The organism is uncultured Pluralibacter sp., assembly GCF_913775985.1.
Lineage (GTDB): Bacteria > Pseudomonadota > Gammaproteobacteria > Enterobacterales > Enterobacteriaceae > Pluralibacter.
On record NZ_CAJYMB010000150.1, the window covers coordinates 120,587 to 139,808 of the forward strand.

Annotated in this window: 20 protein-coding genes and 1 pseudogene; 14 read left to right on the forward strand and 7 right to left on the reverse strand. The window is 59.9% G+C overall.

The window, feature by feature from the left end:
* Positions 1 to 140: 140 nt before the first annotated feature.
* The 3 genes and pseudogenes from QZ766_RS20950 (at position 141) to QZ766_RS20960 (ending at position 3,257) form a co-directional block, all read left to right on the forward strand.
* Positions 141 to 679: pseudogene (locus tag QZ766_RS20950) on the forward strand (isochorismatase family protein).
* Between the two features lie 244 nt (positions 680 to 923).
* Entirely contained in the window at positions 924 to 2,144 is a 1,221-nt protein-coding gene (gene sbmA, locus QZ766_RS20955) for a peptide antibiotic transporter SbmA (protein WP_297206824.1), read from the forward strand.
* A gap of 21 nt (positions 2,145 to 2,165) precedes the next feature.
* On the forward strand, positions 2,166 to 3,257 hold the full coding sequence (locus QZ766_RS20960) for a DUF1615 domain-containing protein (RefSeq protein ID WP_297206827.1): 1,092 nt from the start codon (positions 2,166 to 2,168) through the stop codon (positions 3,255 to 3,257).
* On the opposite strand, the gene QZ766_RS20965 is transcribed toward QZ766_RS20960, so the two are convergent.
* The gene (locus QZ766_RS20965; RefSeq protein WP_297206830.1) at positions 3,248 to 3,550 is read right to left on the reverse strand and encodes a DUF2755 family protein; all 303 of its coding nucleotides are present in this window, start codon (positions 3,548 to 3,550) and stop codon (positions 3,248 to 3,250) included. The two genes, QZ766_RS20960 and QZ766_RS20965, sit on opposite strands and share 10 nt — an antisense overlap.
* A gap of 254 nt (positions 3,551 to 3,804) precedes the next feature.
* Here QZ766_RS20965 and QZ766_RS20970 point away from each other — a divergent pair, with 254 nt between their 5' ends.
* On the forward strand, positions 3,805 to 4,014 hold the full coding sequence (locus tag QZ766_RS20970; protein ID WP_297206833.1) for a DUF2754 family protein: 210 nt from the start codon (positions 3,805 to 3,807) through the stop codon (positions 4,012 to 4,014).
* 34 nt (positions 4,015 to 4,048) lie between these two features.
* Here QZ766_RS20970 and ddlA read toward each other — a convergent pair whose 3' ends face one another.
* Positions 4,049 to 5,143 carry a D-alanine--D-alanine ligase gene (gene ddlA, locus QZ766_RS20975; protein ID WP_297206836.1) on the reverse strand — a complete coding sequence of 365 codons (1,095 nt, stop codon included), beginning with the start codon at positions 5,141 to 5,143 and terminating at the stop codon, positions 4,049 to 4,051.
* Positions 5,144 to 5,242: 99 nt separating this feature from the next.
* Between ddlA and QZ766_RS20980 the strand changes: the two genes are divergently transcribed.
* The 4 genes from QZ766_RS20980 (at position 5,243) to QZ766_RS20995 (ending at position 8,378) form a co-directional block, all read left to right on the forward strand.
* Positions 5,243 to 5,926, forward strand: coding sequence for an extensin family protein (locus QZ766_RS20980; RefSeq protein WP_297206839.1), 684 nt, complete (start codon positions 5,243 to 5,245; stop codon positions 5,924 to 5,926).
* A 166-nt stretch (positions 5,927 to 6,092) separates the two neighbouring features.
* Positions 6,093 to 7,298 carry a multidrug efflux MFS transporter gene (locus QZ766_RS20985; protein ID WP_297206842.1) on the forward strand — a complete coding sequence of 402 codons (1,206 nt, stop codon included), beginning with the start codon at positions 6,093 to 6,095 and terminating at the stop codon, positions 7,296 to 7,298.
* Between the two features lie 364 nt (positions 7,299 to 7,662).
* A complete protein-coding gene (locus QZ766_RS20990) occupies positions 7,663 to 7,911 on the forward strand; it encodes a sigma-S stabilization anti-adapter protein IraP (RefSeq protein ID WP_297206844.1) in 249 nt (82 codons plus the stop codon).
* A 152-nt stretch (positions 7,912 to 8,063) separates the two neighbouring features.
* On the forward strand, positions 8,064 to 8,378 hold the full coding sequence (locus QZ766_RS20995; protein WP_297206846.1) for a PsiF family protein: 315 nt from the start codon (positions 8,064 to 8,066) through the stop codon (positions 8,376 to 8,378).
* 37 nt (positions 8,379 to 8,415) lie between these two features.
* Here QZ766_RS20995 and proC read toward each other — a convergent pair whose 3' ends face one another.
* Positions 8,416 to 9,225, reverse strand: a complete 810-nt coding sequence (gene proC / locus QZ766_RS21000) for a pyrroline-5-carboxylate reductase (protein WP_297206848.1) — start codon at positions 9,223 to 9,225, stop codon at positions 8,416 to 8,418.
* A gap of 117 nt (positions 9,226 to 9,342) precedes the next feature.
* On the opposite strand from proC, the gene QZ766_RS21005 reads away from it, so the two are divergent.
* Positions 9,343 to 9,801, forward strand: coding sequence for a YaiI/YqxD family protein (locus QZ766_RS21005; protein WP_297206850.1), 459 nt, complete (start codon positions 9,343 to 9,345; stop codon positions 9,799 to 9,801).
* Here the strand turns inward: QZ766_RS21005 and QZ766_RS21010 are convergent.
* On the reverse strand, positions 9,798 to 10,520 hold the full coding sequence (locus QZ766_RS21010; protein ID WP_297206851.1) for a DUF2076 domain-containing protein: 723 nt from the start codon (positions 10,518 to 10,520) through the stop codon (positions 9,798 to 9,800). The two genes, QZ766_RS21005 and QZ766_RS21010, sit on opposite strands and share 4 nt — an antisense overlap.
* Before the next feature lie 311 nt (positions 10,521 to 10,831).
* Here QZ766_RS21010 and aroL point away from each other — a divergent pair, with 311 nt between their 5' ends.
* The 4 genes from aroL (at position 10,832) to ppnP (ending at position 12,825) form a co-directional block, all read left to right on the forward strand.
* A complete protein-coding gene (gene aroL / locus QZ766_RS21015) occupies positions 10,832 to 11,425 on the forward strand; it encodes a shikimate kinase AroL (RefSeq protein ID WP_297206853.1) in 594 nt (197 codons plus the stop codon).
* A 32-nt stretch (positions 11,426 to 11,457) separates the two neighbouring features.
* Entirely contained in the window at positions 11,458 to 11,649 is a 192-nt protein-coding gene (locus QZ766_RS21020) for a YaiA family protein (protein WP_297206856.1), read from the forward strand.
* Positions 11,650 to 11,781: 132 nt separating this feature from the next.
* Complete coding sequence (locus tag QZ766_RS21025; RefSeq protein WP_297206859.1) at positions 11,782 to 12,462, forward strand: AroM family protein; 681 nt, start codon at positions 11,782 to 11,784, stop codon at positions 12,460 to 12,462.
* Positions 12,463 to 12,540: 78 nt separating this feature from the next.
* Positions 12,541 to 12,825, forward strand: coding sequence for a pyrimidine/purine nucleoside phosphorylase (gene ppnP, locus QZ766_RS21030; RefSeq protein WP_297206861.1), 285 nt, complete (start codon positions 12,541 to 12,543; stop codon positions 12,823 to 12,825).
* 39 nt (positions 12,826 to 12,864) lie between these two features.
* On the opposite strand, the gene rdgC is transcribed toward ppnP, so the two are convergent.
* Positions 12,865 to 13,776 (reverse strand): recombination-associated protein RdgC, encoded by a 912-nt coding sequence (gene rdgC / locus QZ766_RS21035; RefSeq protein WP_297206863.1) that lies wholly within the window; start codon positions 13,774 to 13,776, stop codon positions 12,865 to 12,867.
* A gap of 92 nt (positions 13,777 to 13,868) precedes the next feature.
* On the opposite strand from rdgC, the gene mak reads away from it, so the two are divergent.
* Positions 13,869 to 14,774, forward strand: a complete 906-nt coding sequence (gene mak, locus QZ766_RS21040) for a fructokinase (RefSeq protein ID WP_297207250.1) — start codon at positions 13,869 to 13,871, stop codon at positions 14,772 to 14,774.
* 79 nt (positions 14,775 to 14,853) lie between these two features.
* On the opposite strand, the gene sbcC is transcribed toward mak, so the two are convergent.
* Entirely contained in the window at positions 14,854 to 17,994 is a 3,141-nt protein-coding gene (gene sbcC / locus QZ766_RS21045) for an exonuclease subunit SbcC (RefSeq protein WP_297206865.1), read from the reverse strand.
* Entirely contained in the window at positions 17,991 to 19,193 is a 1,203-nt protein-coding gene (gene sbcD / locus QZ766_RS21050) for an exonuclease subunit SbcD (protein ID WP_297206867.1), read from the reverse strand. Before sbcD ends, sbcC begins: the two co-directional genes overlap by 4 nt.
* Between the last annotated feature and the right edge of the window lie 29 nt (positions 19,194 to 19,222).

Genomic DNA, 19,222 nt, shown 5'->3' on the forward strand with positions numbered 1-19,222 from the left:
GTCATGCAGCATTCTATGCGATTTGTTAAACAAAGTCGTAACGCGCGGTAAACGCGCTCTTTTCCCGGCGCTGGCCGGGGGCGTGATTGGCCGAAAGATGTGGTAGTGTTTTGGGCTGCGTCTATTTCAGGGAGCAACATATGGCTGAACCGCGGATCGTCATCGTGATTGATATGCAAAACGGCGTTTTCGCCGCGCCGCGCCGCGCTACCGTCGCGACGCCTGCGTGGCGCAGATAAATCGCCTCACCGCGGCGGCGGATCGGGTCATCTTTGTTCAGCACTGCGAGGCGGGCGGGCTTGAAGCGGACAGCGAAGGTTTTGCGCTGCTACCCGAGCTGGTGCAGCCTGCCGATGCACTGTATCTGACTAAAACCGCCTGCGACGCGTTTTATCACACCGATCTCGACGCGCTGCTGGCCCGGCTCGACGCGCGGGCGTTTGTTATCTGCGGCTGCGCCAGCGACTACTGCGTCGATACCACCGTCAAAGCGGGCGCCAGTAAAGGGTATCGTATTACCGTCGCCGGGGATGCGCACACCACGGCGGATCGCCCTGCGGCAGAGGCTGCGGTAGTGATCGCCCTGCATAACGACGTGTGGCGCAATTTAACAGTGCCCGGCAATCCGGTTGCTGTGAAATCCGTCGAAACAATTGTTACACAGTGGCGGGAGAACTAACCCTTTACACTGAGAGTCTCACTGACCTGTGAGGTGGCTGGAAGCATTATCTTCAGGCGCGCCGCGTCCGGCGTCCTGAATACGTTGTGGGCAGTCGTTAACGATAAGAAAGATATCCTGAATGATTCGAGTGGCTTGCAGGCGATAAGCGAGCGGAGGCCCGGCACTGGCGGAGTCAGCGGGCGTGGCCAAAAGCCAGCACAGAAACTGCTCGAAAAGTGACAGGTATAAACAGGAGTGCAGTATGTTTAAGTCTTTTTTCCCCAAGCCGGGACCCTTTTTTATCTCGGCGGCTGTTTGGGCGCTGATTGCCGTCATTTTCTGGCAGGCCGACGGCGGCAGCTGGCTGCAGCATCTGGCCGGCGCGAAGCAGAACGTGCCGGTAGGCGCGATGCAGTTTATCTCCCGCAGCTATCTGGTGTTTTACGCCTTTTACTTTTTTGTGGTGGCGGCTTTTGCCCTGTTCTGGCAAATCTACAGCCCGCATCCCTGGCAGCTGTGGTCGGTGTGGGGGTCGGCGCTGATCGTCTTCGTCACCTGGTTTCAGGTGGAGGTGGGCGTCGCTATCAACACCTGGTACGGACCCTTCTATAACCTGATTCAGGAAGCACTTGCCACGCCGCATAAAGTTCCCATTAACCAGTTCTATCAGGAAATTTGCGTTTTCCTCTATATCGCGCTGATCGCGGTTTTTGTTGGCGTATTAACGAACTTCTTTATCAGCCACTACGTTTTCCGCTGGCGCAGCGCGATGAACGACTACTACATGAGCCACTGGCCGCGTCTGCGGCACATCGAAGGTGCCGCCCAGCGTGTCCAGGAAGACACTATGCGCTTCTCCTCGACCCTGGAAGATGTCGGCGTCGGGTTTATCAACGCGATGATGACGCTGATCGCCTTTTTGCCGGTGCTGGTGTCGCTCTCTCCGCACGTAAAAGATCTGCCGCTGGTGGGCTATGTGCCTTACGGTCTGGTCTGGGCGGCGATTATCTGGTCCATTGCCGGTACCGGGCTGCTGGCGCTGGTGGGCATTAAGCTGCCGGGGCTGAACTTCAAAAACCAGCGAGTGGAAGCGGCCTATCGTAAAGAGCTGGTGTACGGCGAAGATAACGCCGACCGCGCCACGCCGCCGACGGTGAAAGCGCTGTTCGCCGACGTGCGCCGCAACTATTTTCGGCTCTACTTCCACTACACCTACTTCAACATTGCGCGCATCTTCTATCTGCAGGCCGATAACGTCTTCGGGCTGATTCTGATGTTTCCGTCCATTGTGGCGGGCACCATTACCCTGGGACTGATGTCGCAGATTAGCAACGCTTTTGGTCAGGTGCGCGGCTCCTTCCAGTATCTGATAAGCTCGTGGACCACGCTGGTTGAGCTGATGTCCATCTACAAGCGTCTGCGCAGTTTTGAGCGGGTGCTGGACGATGAACCGGAATCAGAGACCGAGCCGTCATATCGTTAATACAGGAATCACGCGTTGACAGTGAACAAACAACGGGCCGCGCTGCTGCTGGCCGCCGCGGTGCTGGCGGGATGCAGCAGTAAAGCGCCGGAGCTTAAAAAGGGCGAAAAGCCGGTAGATGTGGCGCAGGTCGTGCGCCAGAAAATGCCCGCATCGGTAAAAGATCGCGACGTCTGGGCGCAGAATATTGCCAAAGCGTTCGAGGGCCAGAAGCTGGCGCCGACGGAGGAGAATGTCTGCTCGGTGCTGGCGGTGGCCCAGCAGGAGTCCAATTACCAGGCCGATCCGCCGGTGCCGGGGCTGGGGAAAATTGCCTGGCAGGAGATCGATCGCCGCGCCGCGCGGGTTCACATTCCGTCGTTTCTGGTACACACCGCGCTGAAAATTACCTCGCCGGATGGAAAATCCTACAGCGAGCGGCTGGATAAGGTGCAGACCGAGAAACAGCTGAGCGCCATTTTCGACGACTTCATCAATATGGTACCGATGGGGCAGACGCTGTTTGGCTCCCTGAATCCGGTACATACCGGCGGCCCGATGCAGGTCAGCATTGCCTTTGCGGAAGCCCACACCCGCGGCTATCCGTGGAAAATCGACGGCACGGTGCGCCGGGAAGTTTTCTCCCTGCGCGGCGGCCTGTGGTTTGGCACCTACCATCTGCTGAATTATCCGGCCAATTACAGCGCGCCGCTGTACCGCTTCGCGGACTTTAATGCCGGCTGGTACGCCAGCCGCAACGCGGCATTCCAGAGTGCGGTAAGCAAGGCCAGCGGCGTCAAGCTGGCGCTGGACGGCGACGTGGTGCTCTACGGCACGGACAAGCCGGGCAGCACCGAGCTTGCGGTGCGCAAGCTGGCCGACGCGCTGTCGCTCGGCGAGGGCGAGATTCACCGCCAGCTGCAGAAGGGCGATAGCCTGGCGTTCGAAGATACTGCGGTCTACAAAGGCGTGTATAAACTGGCAGAGGCAAAAAGCGGCAGAGCGCTGCCGAGGGAGATGCTGCCGGGCATCCAGCTGGAGAGCCCGAAAATCACCCGCAATCTGACGACGGCGTGGTTTGCTAAGCGGGTTGACGAGCGGCGAGCGCGCTGTATGGCGCTGGGTCAGAGATAGCGCAGCCAGCGCATTACGTATGCCAGCGCGGCCAGCAGCAGGCCGCCGAGCAGGAAGGGTACCAGGCCAAACAGCGTGCGTACCGCCAGATCCATCTCCACCCGCGGGCGGCCGCTGGTGTGGGCCTGCAAGAGGCTATCGAACATCCCCGGAGCATGCACCAGCATATTCAGCAGCTGCGCGCCGGCCCAGAAGCAAAACAGTACAAACAGCGCGTAGGCGATATTTCCCGGCACTGAAGCGTCTCTTTTTTTTCGGGCTGTTAGCGGTGTGGAGAAAGTGAATTCAGTCATAGCAGGCTCCCTACGGTTCCGCTCGGGCTGCAAGTTGGCGCCCGGTGCTGAATGAATTCTGGCAGCTTGCCTCGTCGGTCAATATCGGATTTGTGGTAATTTCCGCCAGGGAATGCTCTTATTTATTGGGGGTTATTTCACCGTGAGGCATATTTCATCGCGATGCAAAAAATACGTTAAATATTTGTAGCCTGCCGCGCAGATGTTTACTGCAAAGTACGGGATAATGCCCTGTTTACCGTAACGGAGCCCTTATGCAATTACCGGATAAAATTCGCCGCGACTGGCACTATTACGCCTTTGCTATCGGGCTGGTCTTCATTCTCAACGGCGTTATTGGCGTTGCGGGTTTTGAAACCGAGGGCTGGCAGAGCTGGGCGGTGGGGCTGGTGACCTGGGTTGTCAGCTTTTGGCTGGCCGGTTTTATTATCCGCCGCCGTCCGGTTGAACGGCAGGCGGAATAGAGAGCCGGGCAGGGCGCCCGGCTGCGCTTAACCCTTAAACAGACGTTTTCAGCGCTGAGTTGGCCTGGTGGCGTTCCAGGGCCAGCTCGATCAGGCGGGTGATCAGGTCGGTATAGCCCAGCCCGCTGGCCTGCCACAGCTTGGGATACATGCTGATATTGGTAAAGCCGGGCAGGGTGTTGATTTCGTTAATGACCACCTCGTTGTCCGGCGTTAAAAACACGTCCACTCGCGCCATGCCGCTGCATCCCAGCGCCTGATAGGCCGCCACCGCAATAACCCGAATCTTGTCGTTGATTGCCGGATCGATAGCCGCAGGCACTACCACTTTCGTGCCCTGGTCGCTGATGTACTTGGTGTCGTAGGCGTAAAACTCGCTGCTGAGCACGATTTCACCGCAGGTGCTGGCCTGCGGCTCATCGTTGCCCAGTACCGCGCACTCAATTTCGCGCCCCTGGATACCCTGTTCGACAATGACCTTGTGGTCAAACTCGAACGCCAGCGCGACGGCGGCGTCGTACTCCTGCGCGCTGCTAACTTTGCTGACGCCAACCGAAGATCCCTGATTGGCGGGCTTCACGAACAGCGGCAGGCCGAGCCGCGCTTCCACATCCGCGAAGCTGACGCTGCGGCGGGTGGCGCGGGTAAGCGTGACGAACGGCGCCACGGCGAGTCCGGCGTCGCGCAGCAGGCGCTTGGTGACGTCTTTATCCATGCACGCCGCCGAGCTCAGGACGTCGGAGCCGACGAACGGCAGATTGGCTACCCGCAACAGCCCCTGCAGGGAGCCGTCTTCGCCAAGGGTGCCGTGAACGATGGGGAAAATAACGTCGATGGCCGGCAGGGCTTCGCGGGTCTCCGCGTTGATCAGCTGCTGCGAGGTGCGGCCCGGGATTTGCGCCAGCGTCACATCCGACGGACGCAGGGCGATGCGCGCGGGATCCTGCGCATTAAGCAGATAGTTGTCGGCGTCGCTGACGTGCCACTGCCCCTGTTTATCAATGCCTAACAGCGTGACGTCGAAGCGCGTTTTATCGATGGCATCGACAATATTCTTCGCCGATTGCAACGACACTTCATGCTCTGCTGATTTACCGCCAAAAACGACCCCAACCCGCAACTTTGCCATTTTTACTTTCCATCCAAATACTCAAACATAAGGCGGCTACCTTACCATGACACCTGCGGCGCTTCTGCCATAATCTTACTTTTCAACACGGGAGAATTTATGCGAGGGAAGACCGCAATATCGCTGCTGGTCCTGGCTGCGCTGGGGTACGCGGGCTGGTCGCTTTTGCCCCGGCAGTACAATCCGTTTAGCCCGCTGTCGCTGGACGATGCACCGGGCCGATTAACGCAGTTTAAGCTACACCGCCTGAGCCCGGCGCAGTGCCATGTTCTGCTCCAGGAAGCTAACCAGCGCGGCTGGATAGCCATCCGGCGCGTGGCGGACAGCGGCGGCCCCTGTCCGCTAAAGCAGGTCGTGCGGGTCGCGAACTTCGGGCCGGTGCGCCTGAGCAGCAGCTTTCTCGCCAGCTGCCCGCTGGCATTGAGCAGCGCGCTATTTATTCATCAGCAGGCCAGGCCGCTGACCCGGAGTTTGATGAGAAGCGAGCTGCGCCAGGTGGATCATGTCGGGAGCTTCGCCTGCCGCAATATCTATCACCGGCAGAACGCCAGGCTCAGCGAGCACGCCACCGCTGACGCGCTGGATATTAGCGGCTTTCGCCTTGCAGACGGCCGCCAGATTACCATCACCCGCGGCTGGCAGCAGCCGGCGTCCGGCCCCTGGCTGCGCGCGCTGCTCTCTGCAAGCTGCGGCTACTACGGCAACGGCCTTGGCCCGGAGTACAATGCCGCGCACAAAACCCATTTTCATCTCGGGATGCGCGGATACGGCCTGTGCCGATAAGCAGAATCTGCTGCGAACCTGGGGTTTTATTTGTGATGTTTATCACAAAAAGACGGATGGTTAAGATAATTCACTAAATTAAGTCTTAGCGCATCTGGCGCAGAATCTCGTCTGCGGCCACCTGCTATCCTCGGCGACTCAACTACAGTGAGCAACTCTCTTCGTTATGGAATCCTGGAAAGTTAACCTTATTTCCGTCTGGCTTGGCTGCTTTTTTACCGGCCTCGCGATCAGCCAGATCCTGCCGTTTTTACCGTTGTACGTCGGCCAGCTGGGCGTAACCTCCCACGAGGCGCTGTCCATGTGGTCGGGTCTGACCTTTAGCGTCACCTTTATGGTTTCTGCCATCGTCTCACCGATGTGGGGCAGCCTCGCGGACAGAAAGGGGCGCAAGCTGATGCTGCTGCGCGCCTCCCTGGGCATGGCGATTGCTATTCTGCTGCAGGCTTTTGCCACTAACGTCTGGCAGCTGTTTATCCTGCGGGCGGTGATGGGGCTGACTTCCGGCTATATCCCCAACGCGATGGCGCTGGTGGCCTCGCAGGTGCCGCGGGAGCGAAGCGGCTGGGCACTCAGCACGCTCTCTACCGGGCAAATCAGCGGCGTGATTTGCGGCCCGCTGATGGGCGGCTTTCTGGCGGACCGCGTCGGCCTGCGGGCAGTGTTCATGATCACCGCCGCGCTGCTGGTGGTGAGTTTTCTGATAACGCTGTTTCTGATTAAAGAGGGCGCGCGGCCGAAAGTAAGCAAGGCCGACCGTCTCAGCGGCAAGGCAGTATTCTCCTCCCTGACCGCGCCCGGGCTGGTGATCAGCCTGTTTTTCACCACGCTGGTGATTCAGCTCTGTAACGGCTCTATAGGCCCAATTTTGGCCCTGTTTATTAAATCCCTTACCCCGGATAACAACAATATTGCCTTTTTAGCCGGCGTCATCGCCGCGGTTCCCGGCATTTCGGCCCTCATCTCAGCTCCGAGCCTGGGGAAGCTGGGCGACCGCATCGGCACGCACCGGATCCTGCTGGCGACGCTCTTCTGCGCGGTGGTGATGTTTTTGGCGATGTCGTTTGTCACCACGCCATTCCAGCTCGGGGTGCTGCGCTTTTTGCTGGGATTCGCCGACGGCGCGATGCTGCCCGCGGTGCAGACTCTGCTGCTGAAATACGCCAGCGATAAGGTTACCGGGCGCATTTTTGGCTATAACCAGTCGTTTATGTATCTCGGTAACGTTGCCGGGCCGCTGATGGGCGCGTCGGTTTCCGCCATGGCCGGATTCCGCTGGGTATTTATTGCCACCGCGGTGGTGGTATTTGTTAATTTTATTCAATTAATGTTAATGCTTAATGGGCAGAAAAAAATACTTCCTTCGAGGTAATTTGTCCAGATTCGGAATACAGAATAATTTGCTCCTCTTTGCGTTTTAGTTCACGCTTAATACAGCCGCAGATTTGCAGGTTTGGGACAGGAGCACAAATACTCCTGTCGCTTTTTTTTCTTGAGGGCAAAATAGACTGGCAGCAACGTGATGTTTATCCAAAACCCTTCGTTCGGTATATACCCTGAATAATTCAGGTTGCTGAATCACAAGCCGATGAAATATGGCGAATATAAGCGAAAGCGTTTTCGGAAAAATAATCCTTGCTGGCTTACATGTAGCTTAACGTCGAGTGGAAACAGGCTAACGGAACCTATTGCAGGACAGTTAACGTCTGCCAGCGCTCACCTGAGGAAATACAATTATGAAGAATCTTATTGCCGAATTATTAGTGACGCTTGCCCACAGAGAAGAGGAGTCAAAAAAGCTGGCCGTTCAGGTAGAGGCCCTGGAAATGGTGGTGACAAGCCTGGTGCACCAGCTCAGTCATGGCCGGCGGCAGGCCGTTGCCACCGAGGTGGAGTCAACATTTGCCGATGCCGGCTGCGGCCCGCTGATAAACGGCGGTGACAGAGATCTGCTGCACTGGCATTTAAACAAGATCCTGCATTAATTTTCATGAAGGAATAGTTTCATTATTCGCAAATGCCAGAAAAATGAACATCTTATTAAACATCTCCTGTTTCACTTTTTTTTTGCCGCGGGATGACTTTTTGCCTGTACGCAGCCAGAATTAAAGGGATTACCTCAAAGAAGGATGGTGTGATGAAAATAGCAGTAGTACTTTCCGTGGCCCTGGGCCTGGCATTTATGGCAACCGGCAATGCGGCAGAAAAAACGCCGCAGCAGCAGCGTATGACTACCTGCAACCAGCAGGCAACTTCTAAAGCGTTGAAGGGAGACGAGCGGAAAACGTACATGAGCAGCTGCCTTAAAAACGGCAGCGCTAAAGCGGATGAAAAGAGCCTGACGCCGCAGCAGCAAAAAATGCGCGAGTGCAACGCGACAGCGACTCAGCAGTCCCTGAAGGGCGGCGATCGTAAGAAATTTATGAGCGCCTGCCTGAAGAAAGCCGCATAAGGCATAAAGGTGAGCCGCCTGGCGGCTCACCTACACATTAAGACTTACTCAGCTTTTCCGATTTTGCCATGCACGCCGTCATCGCCTCGATCACGGCAGACCGCAGTCCCTTCTCTTCAAGGATCCGCACCGCCTCAATGGTCGTTCCACCCGGTGAACACACCATATCCTTTAGCTCTCCCGGATGCTTGCCTGACTCAAGCACCATTTTTGCCGAGCCCAGCACTGCCTGTGCGGCAAACTTGTAAGCCTGGGCACGGGGCATGCCGCCGAGCACTGCTGCATCGGCCATCGCTTCGATAAACATAAACACGTAGGCCGGCGACGAGCCGCTGACGCCCACAACCGGGTGAATCATCGCTTCGGCCACCACTTCCGCTTCGCCGAAGCTGCGGAAAATGGCGACAACTTCGTCGATATCGTCCTGGGTAACCAGCGAGTTTGGGGTAATAGAGGTCATCCCGGCATTCACCAGCGCCGGCGTGTTAGGCATCGCGCGGATGATTTTGCGGTCGTAGCCCAGCGCGGTCGCCATCTGATCGAGGGTGACGCCGGCGGCGATGGAAATCACCAGAGAATCCTTGTTGAGGCTGGAGGCGATATCTCCCAGCACTTTCACCATAATGCCGGGTTTTACCGCACCAAAAACGATGTCTGCCTGCTGGGCAATTTGCTGGGCGCTTTCGGCGGGATTAATGCCGTACTCGTCGGCCAGCGCCGCGACGTTGTCAGCCGTAGGCGTGTAGACCCAGATTTGTTCCGGCTTGACCTGTCCGCTGGCAATCAGGCCACCGAGGATCGCCTTCCCCATGTTGCCGCAGCCGATAAAACCAATTTTTTTATCCATTACGAGGCTCCCTCTGTCTCTGTTTAATCACTGCAATAGCTTATCACTCTTTTGAGACTTTGCCGGGCGCAGAAAGCAGGCGACAATAGGCGCCGATTACGCGAAAGAGGAAAAAAGATGGCTATATGGGTGGACGCTGACGCCTGTCCGAAGGTGATTAAAGAGATTCTGTACCGGGCGGCAGACCGCACCCGGATCCCACTGACGCTGGTTGCCAACCAGAGCCTGCGGGTTCCGCCGTCGCCGTTTATCCGCACCCTGCGGGTGGCGGCCGGTTTTGATGTGGCCGATAACGAGATTGTCCGCCAGTGCGGGCCGGGGGATCTGGTGATCACGGCGGATATTCCGCTGGCGGCAGAAGTGCTGGCAAAAGGGGCGGCGGCGCTGAATCCGCGCGGCGAGCGCTACAGTGACGCCACCATCCGCGAACGGCTGACCATGCGCGACTTTATGGATACGCTACGGGCCAGCGGCGTGCAGACCGGCGGCCCGGATACGCTATCCCAGCGGGATCGCCAGCAGTTTGCCGCAGAGCTCGACAAGTGGCTGCTGGCGGTACAGCGGGGGACGAACTAGATCCAGCTGTCGTCGTCTGAGCCGAAGTCGTCGCTGCCGAAATCATCATTACCGGCATCGCTGTTGTCCCAGCTGGCATCTTGATAATCCGGTGCCGACGCGGCGTCGTCCTGCGGCAGGAACTGGCTGTCGGACGCCGGCGAGAGGTCGTCAGCGGCGGGCTGCTGCGGCGTCTCTTCGATGATGTTGACGATCTCCTGCGGATGCGAGCCGGAGAACATGTTCATCAGCATGTTGCCGAGCACCACGCCCCCCGCAACCCCCGCCGCCGTTTGCAGCGCGCCGGACATAAATCCGCCGCCGCGCGCGGGCGCTGTCGGTGCATAGCCCTGGGCCTGAGGCTGCGCGTACCCGGGCTGCTGCGCGGGAGGTGCCTGGCGGGCGTAGTTCTGGCTGCCGGGAATCGGCTGGCTGCCGCTGGAGGCAGGGGCAGACTGGCCGCCGCCAAACAGGCCGGCAAGAAAGCCGCCGCTGCTTTGTTTCGTGGACTGCAGGCGCGAGACGTCGCTCTCCAGTGCTTCAATACGCGCGTTAAGCTGCTTAATCGCGGCTTCCTGAATCAGGATAGTCTGCGCCATGTAGTAGGGCGCGGCGGGCTGGCTCTGCACATAGCCGGCGATGGTTTTTTCCGCGTCGGCATCGCGCGCGCCGCTTTGGGTCTCAGCCTGTTTGAGACGTGAAAAGAGCCCGTCTATCAGGCGTTGTTCTTCAGATTGCATGGGCACTCCTCAATAGTGCTGATGTGAGATAGCTAGTGTGTATCATTCTGGACTTTTGTAAATATGCCCGGCGTAAAGCTGTCTGCAAATGTGTTACCGTTTGCAGCAGATGAGGGCTTGTCAAACCCGCGTGCTTTCAGGTAAGGTGGCCCGAAAATAAAGAGTGACATAATTTCTTTACACCTTAGACTGCCGCCAGAATGCTTTAATAGCAGCGTATATTGTAAATTTAATCGCGTGATGTAATGAAAAGTGTACGGTTTATTAACGTCGCACTTACCCTTTACTCGCGCTCAGCAACAGGGTCGGCGATGCCGCAGTTGAAAGAGGATGTTCAGGTGAGCAAAGAGCCTATTTTTCTGATTGGCGCCCGCGGCTGCGGAAAAACCACCGTTGGCGAGAGGCTCGCCGGGCGCTGCCATGCGCTGTTTGTGGACAGTGACCATGAATTACAGCAGCGCGCGGGGAAAAGTATTGCGGATATCGTTGCCGAGTCCGGCTGGGACGCCTTCCGCACGCTTGAGGCGCAGACGCTACGTGCGGTCACCCAGTCGGCATCAGTTGTCGCCACCGGCGGCGGCGTGATTCTGGCTCCCGATAATCGCGCGTTTATGCGCGCCAGCGGCACCGTTTTTTATCTCCAGGCCCCGGTTTCCGTCCTCGCCCGCCGCCTTGAAGTGGCTCCCGAAGAGGACCAGCGCCCAACGCTGACCGGAAAACCTGTCGATGAAGAGGTACGCGAAGTGCTGTCCCAGCGTGAGGCCTTTTACCGCGAAACGGCGCACTACGTTGTGGATGCCGCGCAGGCGCCTGATGACGTTGTGGCGCAAATCATCGCTTTCCTTGAGGCCGGAAAAACTTCCACGACTCCGAAAAAGTCGGCGGCCGCCGGCCAGCGCCTATAATTAACGCTCTGGCCCACTTATACGGAGGCGCTATGCCGAGTAAAGCCCCTTATCCGCGAGAAGCCCGCGTTGTCGAGGTTGAAAAAGGAGATGCAGGTCAATGTGTCACCTGGTATGAGCTAAGGGCGGATCATCCCAAGCCCGACTCGCTTATCAGCGAACATCCGTCACGCGAAGAAGCCCTGGATGCCCAGCGGCGCTATGAAGATCCCGATAAATCCTAAGCGCGTGCGCTCCCGGTAATATTTACACTCTAACGGTCCCGGAGGCTGCTACGCTTACGGAATGGTTGATTTTCAGCCATCCGTAGGCGTAAAGCCTGTGCAAATGTCTCCGGGCGACCAAAGGTACACTCAATGACCAGTGCGACACTGGCAATTCTCACCATCGGTATAGTGCCTCTGCAGGAAATCATGCCTCTGCTTACGGAGCACCTTAGCGAAGAGCAAATCACTTACGTGAATTTGCTCGGCAAGATGACCCGCGAAGAGGCGATTGCCGAATACGCTTCTCATCAAGGTGAAGAGCAGATCACCGTGCGGCTTAACGACGATTTGCCTCTGGATGTCTCCAAACCGCGCATTGAGCGCGATATTCAGGCGATCATTAACGTGCTCGATGGCGAAAGCTACGACGTCATTTTGTTGATGACCCCCACGCCGCTGGATGGCATGAAGGCCAAAAAATCAATTCTGCTGGAGCCCCAGCGTATTCTCTCCCCGCTGGTGCGCTCTATTGTCGAAGGCCACCGCATGGGCGTTATCCTGCCGGGCCCGGAGATGCTGACCACCCAGCGAAACCGCTGGCTGGAGCTGCAAAATCCGCCGTCGTTCGCGCTGGCGAACCCGCTGCTCAGCACCGATGCCGAGCTGATTACCGCCGCCCGGCAGCTGCTGGCCGACGGCGCCGACGTAGTGATGCTCGACTCGCCCGGCTTTCATCTCCATCACAGCGAGCTGCTGCAAAAGGTGCTGGACGTGCCGGTGGTGCTCTCCAGCGTGCTGCTGGCGAGACTGACCATCGAGCTGCTGAGCTAGGCTTTTTGACGTGACAGGCGACGGCGCTTCCCCCTATATTGGTTCGCAACACAACAAAAACACCAGTAAGGGAGACCTATGCTTCAAGGCAATGAATACTTTGACGGAAAAGTAAAATCTATCGGCTTTACCAGCAGCAGCACCGGACGCGCCAGCGTTGGGGTAATGGCTGAAGGAGAGTACACCTTTGGTACCGCGCAACCGGAGGAGATGACCGTAGTCAGCGGCGCGCTGCACGTGCTCCTGCCGGGGGAAGTGGAGTGGAAAACCTATACGCCGGGCCAGGCGTTTAACGTGCAGGGGCACAGCGAATTTCATCTTCAGGTGGCCGAGCCCAGCGCTTACCTCTGCCGCTACCTGTAATAGTGCGCCTTCCTGCCGGGCAGGAAGGCGTTATTTCATTTAGCGCTGGGCTTCGCCGCCCAGGCCTTCAACCAGACTGGCGACCAGTGCCGCCAGCTCGCCGGTCATCAGGATGAAATCGGCGTCGAAGCGCTGATCGACATTCTCCCGCTCGATATCTTCGTTCTGATCCCGCAGCTCGTCGCAAAACTTCAGCCGCTTAATGGACGCATCTTCGCAGATCACAAACTGGATCCGCTGCTGCCAGTCGAGGGCCAGCTTGGTCACCACTTTCCCGGCTTCGATGTGTACCGCGATTTCGTCGCTCACCAGATCCTGCTTTTTGGCGCGGATCACCCCGCCGTCTTCGAGGAGCGCTTTCAGCTCGGCTTCGTCCAGCAGCTGGAAGCCCTGCGCCACGGTGCCGGAACGTACCCACTCGGTCAGCGTAAGCTCAACGGGATTTTCCAGCGCCAGCGGAACTACCGGCAGCGAGCCGAGGGTTTTACGCAGCAGGGCGAGCACGTCTTCCGCTTTTTTCGCGCTGGCGCTGTCCACCATGATCAGTCCGTTGACCGTATCGATCCACAGCATGGTCTGGCTAAAGCGGCTGAAGGCGCGCGGCAGCAGCGAGTGCAGCACTTCGTCTTTCAGCGCGTCCTTTTCGGTTTTTTTCAGCTTGCGGCCCTGATCGGCCTCCAGCTTGTGAATTTTGGCTTCCAGCGCCTGCTTCACCACCGGCGAGGGCAGGATTTTTTCCTCTTTGCGGGCGCAGATAATAATCTGGCCGTTGGCCTCGTGGGTGAATGCGTCGCTGTGCGATCCCATCGGCGGCACCCAGCCGGTTTTGGCCATATCCTGACTGCCGCACGGGGTAAACGACAGCCCGGCTAACTGTTTCTCCATCTCATCGGCGTGCAGCGTAATATCGCGGCTAAGACGGTAAACCATTAAATTTTTGAACCACAGCATGATAATTCCCACGGCGTTGTCATTAAATCAGGCGGGCATGATAGCGAATTGTGGTTATGCTTGCATTTTTAATCCTGGAAGGAGAGCGGCACGTGCGCATTGGCATTGATTTAGGCGGGACCAAGACCGAGGTTATCGCGCTGGGGGACGGCGGCGAGCAGCTTTATCGCCACCGCCTGCCTACCCCGCGGGACGATTATTCACAAACGGTAGAGACCATTGCCCGGCTGGTGGCTATGGCGGAGCAGGAGACCGGCGCGACCGGCACCGTCGGCATTGGCATTCCGGGCTCGCTGTCGCCGGCCACCGGGCGGGTCAAAAACGCCAACTCTACCTGGCTTAACGGCCAGCCTTTTGACAAGGATCTCAGCCGGCGGCTGGATCGCGAGGTGCGGCTGGCGAATGACGCCAACTGCCTGGCGGTTTCGGAAGCGGTGGACGGCGCGGCCAGCGGGGTGCAAACGGTGTTTGCGGTGATTATCGGTACCGGCTGCGGCGCGGGCGTGGCGCTCGGCGGCAGAGCGCATGCCGGGTGCAACGGCACGGCGGGCGAGTGGGGGCACAACCCGCTGCCGTGGATGGATGAAGACGAGCTGCGCTATCGTGAAGAGGTGCCGTGCTACTGCGGCAGGCAGGGCTGCATTGAGACGTTTATCTCCGGCACCGGTTTTGCCACCGACTACCGGCGCCTCAGCGGTCAGGATCTGAAGGGCAGCGAGATTATCCGCCTGGCGGAGGCGCAAAATCCGGTGGCCGAGCTGGCGCTCGGGCGCTACGAACTGCGGCTGGCGAAATCCCTCGCCCACGTGATTAATATTCTCGATCCGGACGTTATCGTGCTGGGCGGCGGGATGAGCAACGTGGACCGGCTGTATAAAACGGTGCCGCCGCTGGTGAAAAACTTCGTGTTCGGCGGCGAGTGCGAAACGCCGATCCGCAAGGCGGCGCACGGCGACTCCAGCGGCGTGCGCGGCGCGGCGTGGTTGTGGCCGGCCTGATCCTAACGGGCGGCAGCCGAGCCGCTTAGCCTGAACGATCCCCGGAGAGCATCACCGCTTTCCGGGCGTTAATGTCACCTCACTCCACCGCGAAGTTTTTATCCAGCCTGCTGTAGCCCAGCCCGTTTATTTTGCGCACTTTGATCTGCACCGGGATGCGCTCTTTCATCGCCTCGACGTGGCTAATCACGCCGATAATTTTGCCGCTGGCATTCAGCGCGTCGAGGGCATCCAGTGCGGTATCGAGGGTTTCGCTGTCCAGGGTGCCGAACCCTTCATCGAGGAACAGAGAGTCAATGCGCGTGCGGTGGCTGACCAGATCCGACAGCGCCAGCGCCAGCGCGAGGCTGACGAGGAAGCTCTCGCCGCCGGACAAGGTGCGGGTATCGCGTACCGCGTCCGCCTGCCAGGTATCCACCACTTCCAGCTCCAGCGCCTCGCTGGCCTTGCGCTGCAGCAGGTAGCGGCCGTGCAGGCGGGAGAGCTGTTCGTTAGCCAGCCACACCAGGTTATCCAGCGTCAGCCCCTGGGCGAACTTGCGGAATTTGTCGCCCTCTTTGGAGCCGATCAGCGCGTTGAGCCAGCCCCAGTCCTCGAATGCGAGGGCGGCGGTGTCGATCTCCGCCATCAGCGCCTGCTGGCGCAGGCGGTTTTCCCGATCCTGTTTCAGCTGCTGGTGAATTTCGCCCTGCGCGGCGCTGTTATCCCGCAGCTGGCGGGCGAGAGCGTCGCCCTGCTGGCGAATGTCGTCGGCGTTTGCTGCTTCGGGTAAATCGTCCGGCTTTTGCTGCCGGTGGCGGACCAGCGCCGCGTCAGCTTCCGCGGCCAGCGCCTGCTGCTGCTGGAGGCGATTTTCCAGCTGCTGCTTCAGGATTTCAAGCTGCAGGCGCGCGTCTTCGTCCAGCAGGGCCGCGAGGAACGCCGTCCGGTCGCTAAATTCGCTGGCCGCCAGCCCTTCAGCAAAGGCCTGCTCGGCTTGGGCAAGGCGCTGCTCTTCCCGGGCCTGCTGCTGGCTGAGGGTTTGCCACTGGCTCTGAAGCGACACGCACTCGTGGTGCAGCGGCTGCCAGCCGTCGAGAGAGGCTGCCGTTTCGCTGTCTCCCGGATCGGCGGCGGGCAGGGTGTCCAGCACCGGCTGCAGGCGGGCAAGCTGCTGCTGGATCTGCTGCTGCGCGTCGCTGCGGGATTGCCACTGCTGGCTCTCGGCCTCGCGGCTTTTCAGCCACTGGGTCTCGTCTTGTGGCTCAGGCGGCGTCAGGTGCAGGGCGGCCAGCGCGCTGGCTAATGTTTCACGGCGGGCGCTTTGCTCCCGGGCCAGCGCTTCCGCCTCGGCGCCCAGCGCCGCGGCCTGGGCCTGAATGTTCAGCCGCTGGCTGTGCTGCCATAGCCGCTGCTCGTCGTTTTCCTGCTCGCTGAGCCAGCCGGTAATATCGTCCTGCGGCGTCAGGGTTACCTGCAGCGCGGCGGTGGCGCTTTGCCAGTCGCGAGTGAGTGCCTGCTCCTGCTGGCTCAGGCTCTCCAGCTCATCGCGCTCGCGCTGCGCCTGCTGGCCGAGGGCCTCAAGCTGGCCGCGCAGGGCCGCGCCGGATTCGGCCAGCTGCTTGACCTCTTTATCCAGCGCGTCGCGGCGGGACTGGTTGGCGCCGGGCTTCAGCGCCTGATAGGCGGCCACTGCCGGATGGTCGGTTGAGCCGCACAGCGGGCAGGGCGCGCCGGGCTGCAGGCGGGCGCGCTCGGCGGTGAGGTTGGCAATGATCGCTTCCTGCTCGCAGAGGGTCTTTACGTCGGTGAACTGCTGCTGCTTCTCTTTATAGCGCAGGCGCAGGGCCACCAGCTCCGCGTCGCGCTTCTCCTGCTCCTGCTGGCGCTGGGCTACCAGCGGCTGGAGCTGCGCCCGGCGGGCGTACAGCGGCTGAAGGCGGCCGGCGAGCTGGTTCAGCTGCTGGCGCAGCGGACGGCGGGCGGCGTGGCGTTCAATCGCCTGCGCCACCGCCCCGGCGTCCAGCGTCAGACCGCTATCCGGCAGCGCCGCAAGCTGGGCCGCCAGCGCGGTGCGGCGCTGGTTTAACGTGTCGAGCTGGCTTCTGTCGCGCTGCTGCTGGGCGAACTGCGCCCGCCAGCCCGCCAGCTCCTGCTGCCAGTGGCGGTAGCGGGCGTGGGTTTCCAGCCACTGGCTAATCTCCGCCAGCCCGGCGGTGTGCTGCGCAAACTGCGCGTCGGCGCCGCGCCGCATCTGGTCGCGGGCGGCCAGCTGCTGGCGTAAGCGAGTATTCACTTTCTCACACTGGTCCCGAGTCTGCGCCAGTGTCGCAGTCTGGTCCTGCAGGCGCAGCCACAGCGGCCGCAGGCGGTCAGCGGGCTGCGCCCGGGCCAGCGCTGCCAGCCTCGGTGCCGCTTCATCCTGCGCCCGCCGGGCGTCGGCGAGGGCGGCCTCGGCGCGCTGGCGGGCCGCCAGCTTCTCGGTATCCTGCTGGAGCCACTGCTGCCAGCCGCGGTTGAGAGTCTGCTCGCCGGTGAGCCGTTTCTCCTCGTCAGTAAGCGCCTGCAAACGTTCCGTTAAATCGCGCTGCTGCTGCTCGTCCAGTAGAACCATGCCGGAAGCCTGGGCCTGCAGCTTTTCAAGAATGGCCCTCGCTTCTTTATGCTTCTCAAACACCATCGCCGAGATCTGACCGTAAATTTCAGTGCCGGTCAGCTCCTCCAGCAGCTCGGCCCGCTCTTTTGGCCTGGCGTTGAGAAAGGCGGCAAACTGGCCCTGGGAAAGCAGCATCGAGCGGGTAAAGCGGCCGTAGTCCAGCCCGGTCAGCGAGGCGGTAAGCTCCAGCTTGTCTTTCACTTTTTCCGCCAGGATTTTGCCGTCTTCGCAGCGTGCCAGCTCCACCCGCGGCGCCTGCAGGTTGCCATCCGGCTGGTTGCGGGCGCGGTTCTGGCTCCAGAAAGCGCGGTAGGCTACGCCCTTCACTTCAAATTCCACTTCCGCCAGGCACTCGGCGGTGTCCCGGGTCATCAGGTCGTTTTGCGACTGGGATAAGGTGCTCAGGCGCGGCGTTTCGTGATAAAGGGCGAGGCAGATGGCGTCCAGCAGGGTGGTTTTCCCTGCGCCGGTCGGGCCAGTAATGGCAAACAGGCCGCTGCTGGCGAATGGCTCGGCGCTGAAGTCGATTTTCCACTCGCCCTTCAGGGAGTTGAGATTTTTTAAGCGCAGGCTGAGAATTTTCACGATGCGTCCTCCTGGCCCAGCGCCTGCAGCGCTTCGCTGAAAAGCTGCTCCAGCCGCTGCTGGCGGGGTTCTTCAAGGGTTTCCAGCGCCAGGCGCCGGGCGAATACCTCTTCGACTTTCAGCTCGCTGAGGGTTTCCCGTCGGGCGCCGGCCATGATCCGCTGGCGCTGCTCGCGGCTGCGGCGCACCAGCAGCACCTCCACCGACAAGTCGTCGGTCAGTGCCTGAATTTTTCGCTGGATATCGTGCAGGTACTCGTCGCTGGTGATTTCAATATCCAGCCAGGTGAGCGGCTGCGCCGGGGCATCGCGCCACTGTTCAAGCTGGGCGCTGATGCTGGCGAAATCCCCTTTCAGCACCGCCAGCGGCTGGGTGACGGGCACCGGCAGCGGCGTGACCTCCTGCAGCGCTCCCTGCTCAAACGTCACCAGATTCACCCCTTTCTCCCGCTCGGTTTCATCGAAGCTCAGCGACAGCGGCGAGCCGCAGTAGCGGATATGCTCGCTGCCGCCAATTTTTTGCGCCCGGTGAATGTGGCCGAGGGCAATATAGTCTGCGGGCGGGAAGCGCTCTGCCGGAAAGGCATCCAGCGTGCCGATGTAAATATCGCGCACCGCGTCGGTTTTGCTGGCTCCGACGGTGGTCAGGTGGCCGCTGGCAATAATCGGCAAAGGGCGATCGCCGCACAGCGCCAGCGCCTGCTGATACTGCTGCTGGTAATAGTCGGTAATGGCGTGCAGCAGGGTCTGCTGCTTTTCGCCAGCGGTGGCGCCGGCCTGGCTTATCATCACGTCACGCGGGCGCAAAAACGGCACCGGGCAGAAGATAGCGCCCGTCGCGCCGTCGCGGCGCTTAAGCTCGAACGGCGCGGCGCCGCTGCCTGCGATCACCGTGGTGTTCAGGAAAGCTAAAATATCCCTCGATTCATTCAGCGTGGCGACGGAGTCGTGGTTGCCCGCCAGCACCACCAGATGACAGCCGGTCTGCTGAAGCTGCACCACAAAGCGGTTATACAGCTCCCGGGCGTAGCTGGGCGGCGCGCCGGTATCGAAGATATCGCCAGCCACGACAATGGTATCCACCTGCTGCGCCTGCGCCGTCTCCAGCAGCCAGTTGAGAAAGGCGGCGTGTTCGGCGGCGCGGCTTTTGCTGTAAAAATTCTGACCGAGATGCCAGTCGGAAGTGTGAAGGATACGCATAGTGAGTCCGTGGCGATGAAATAAGTCGG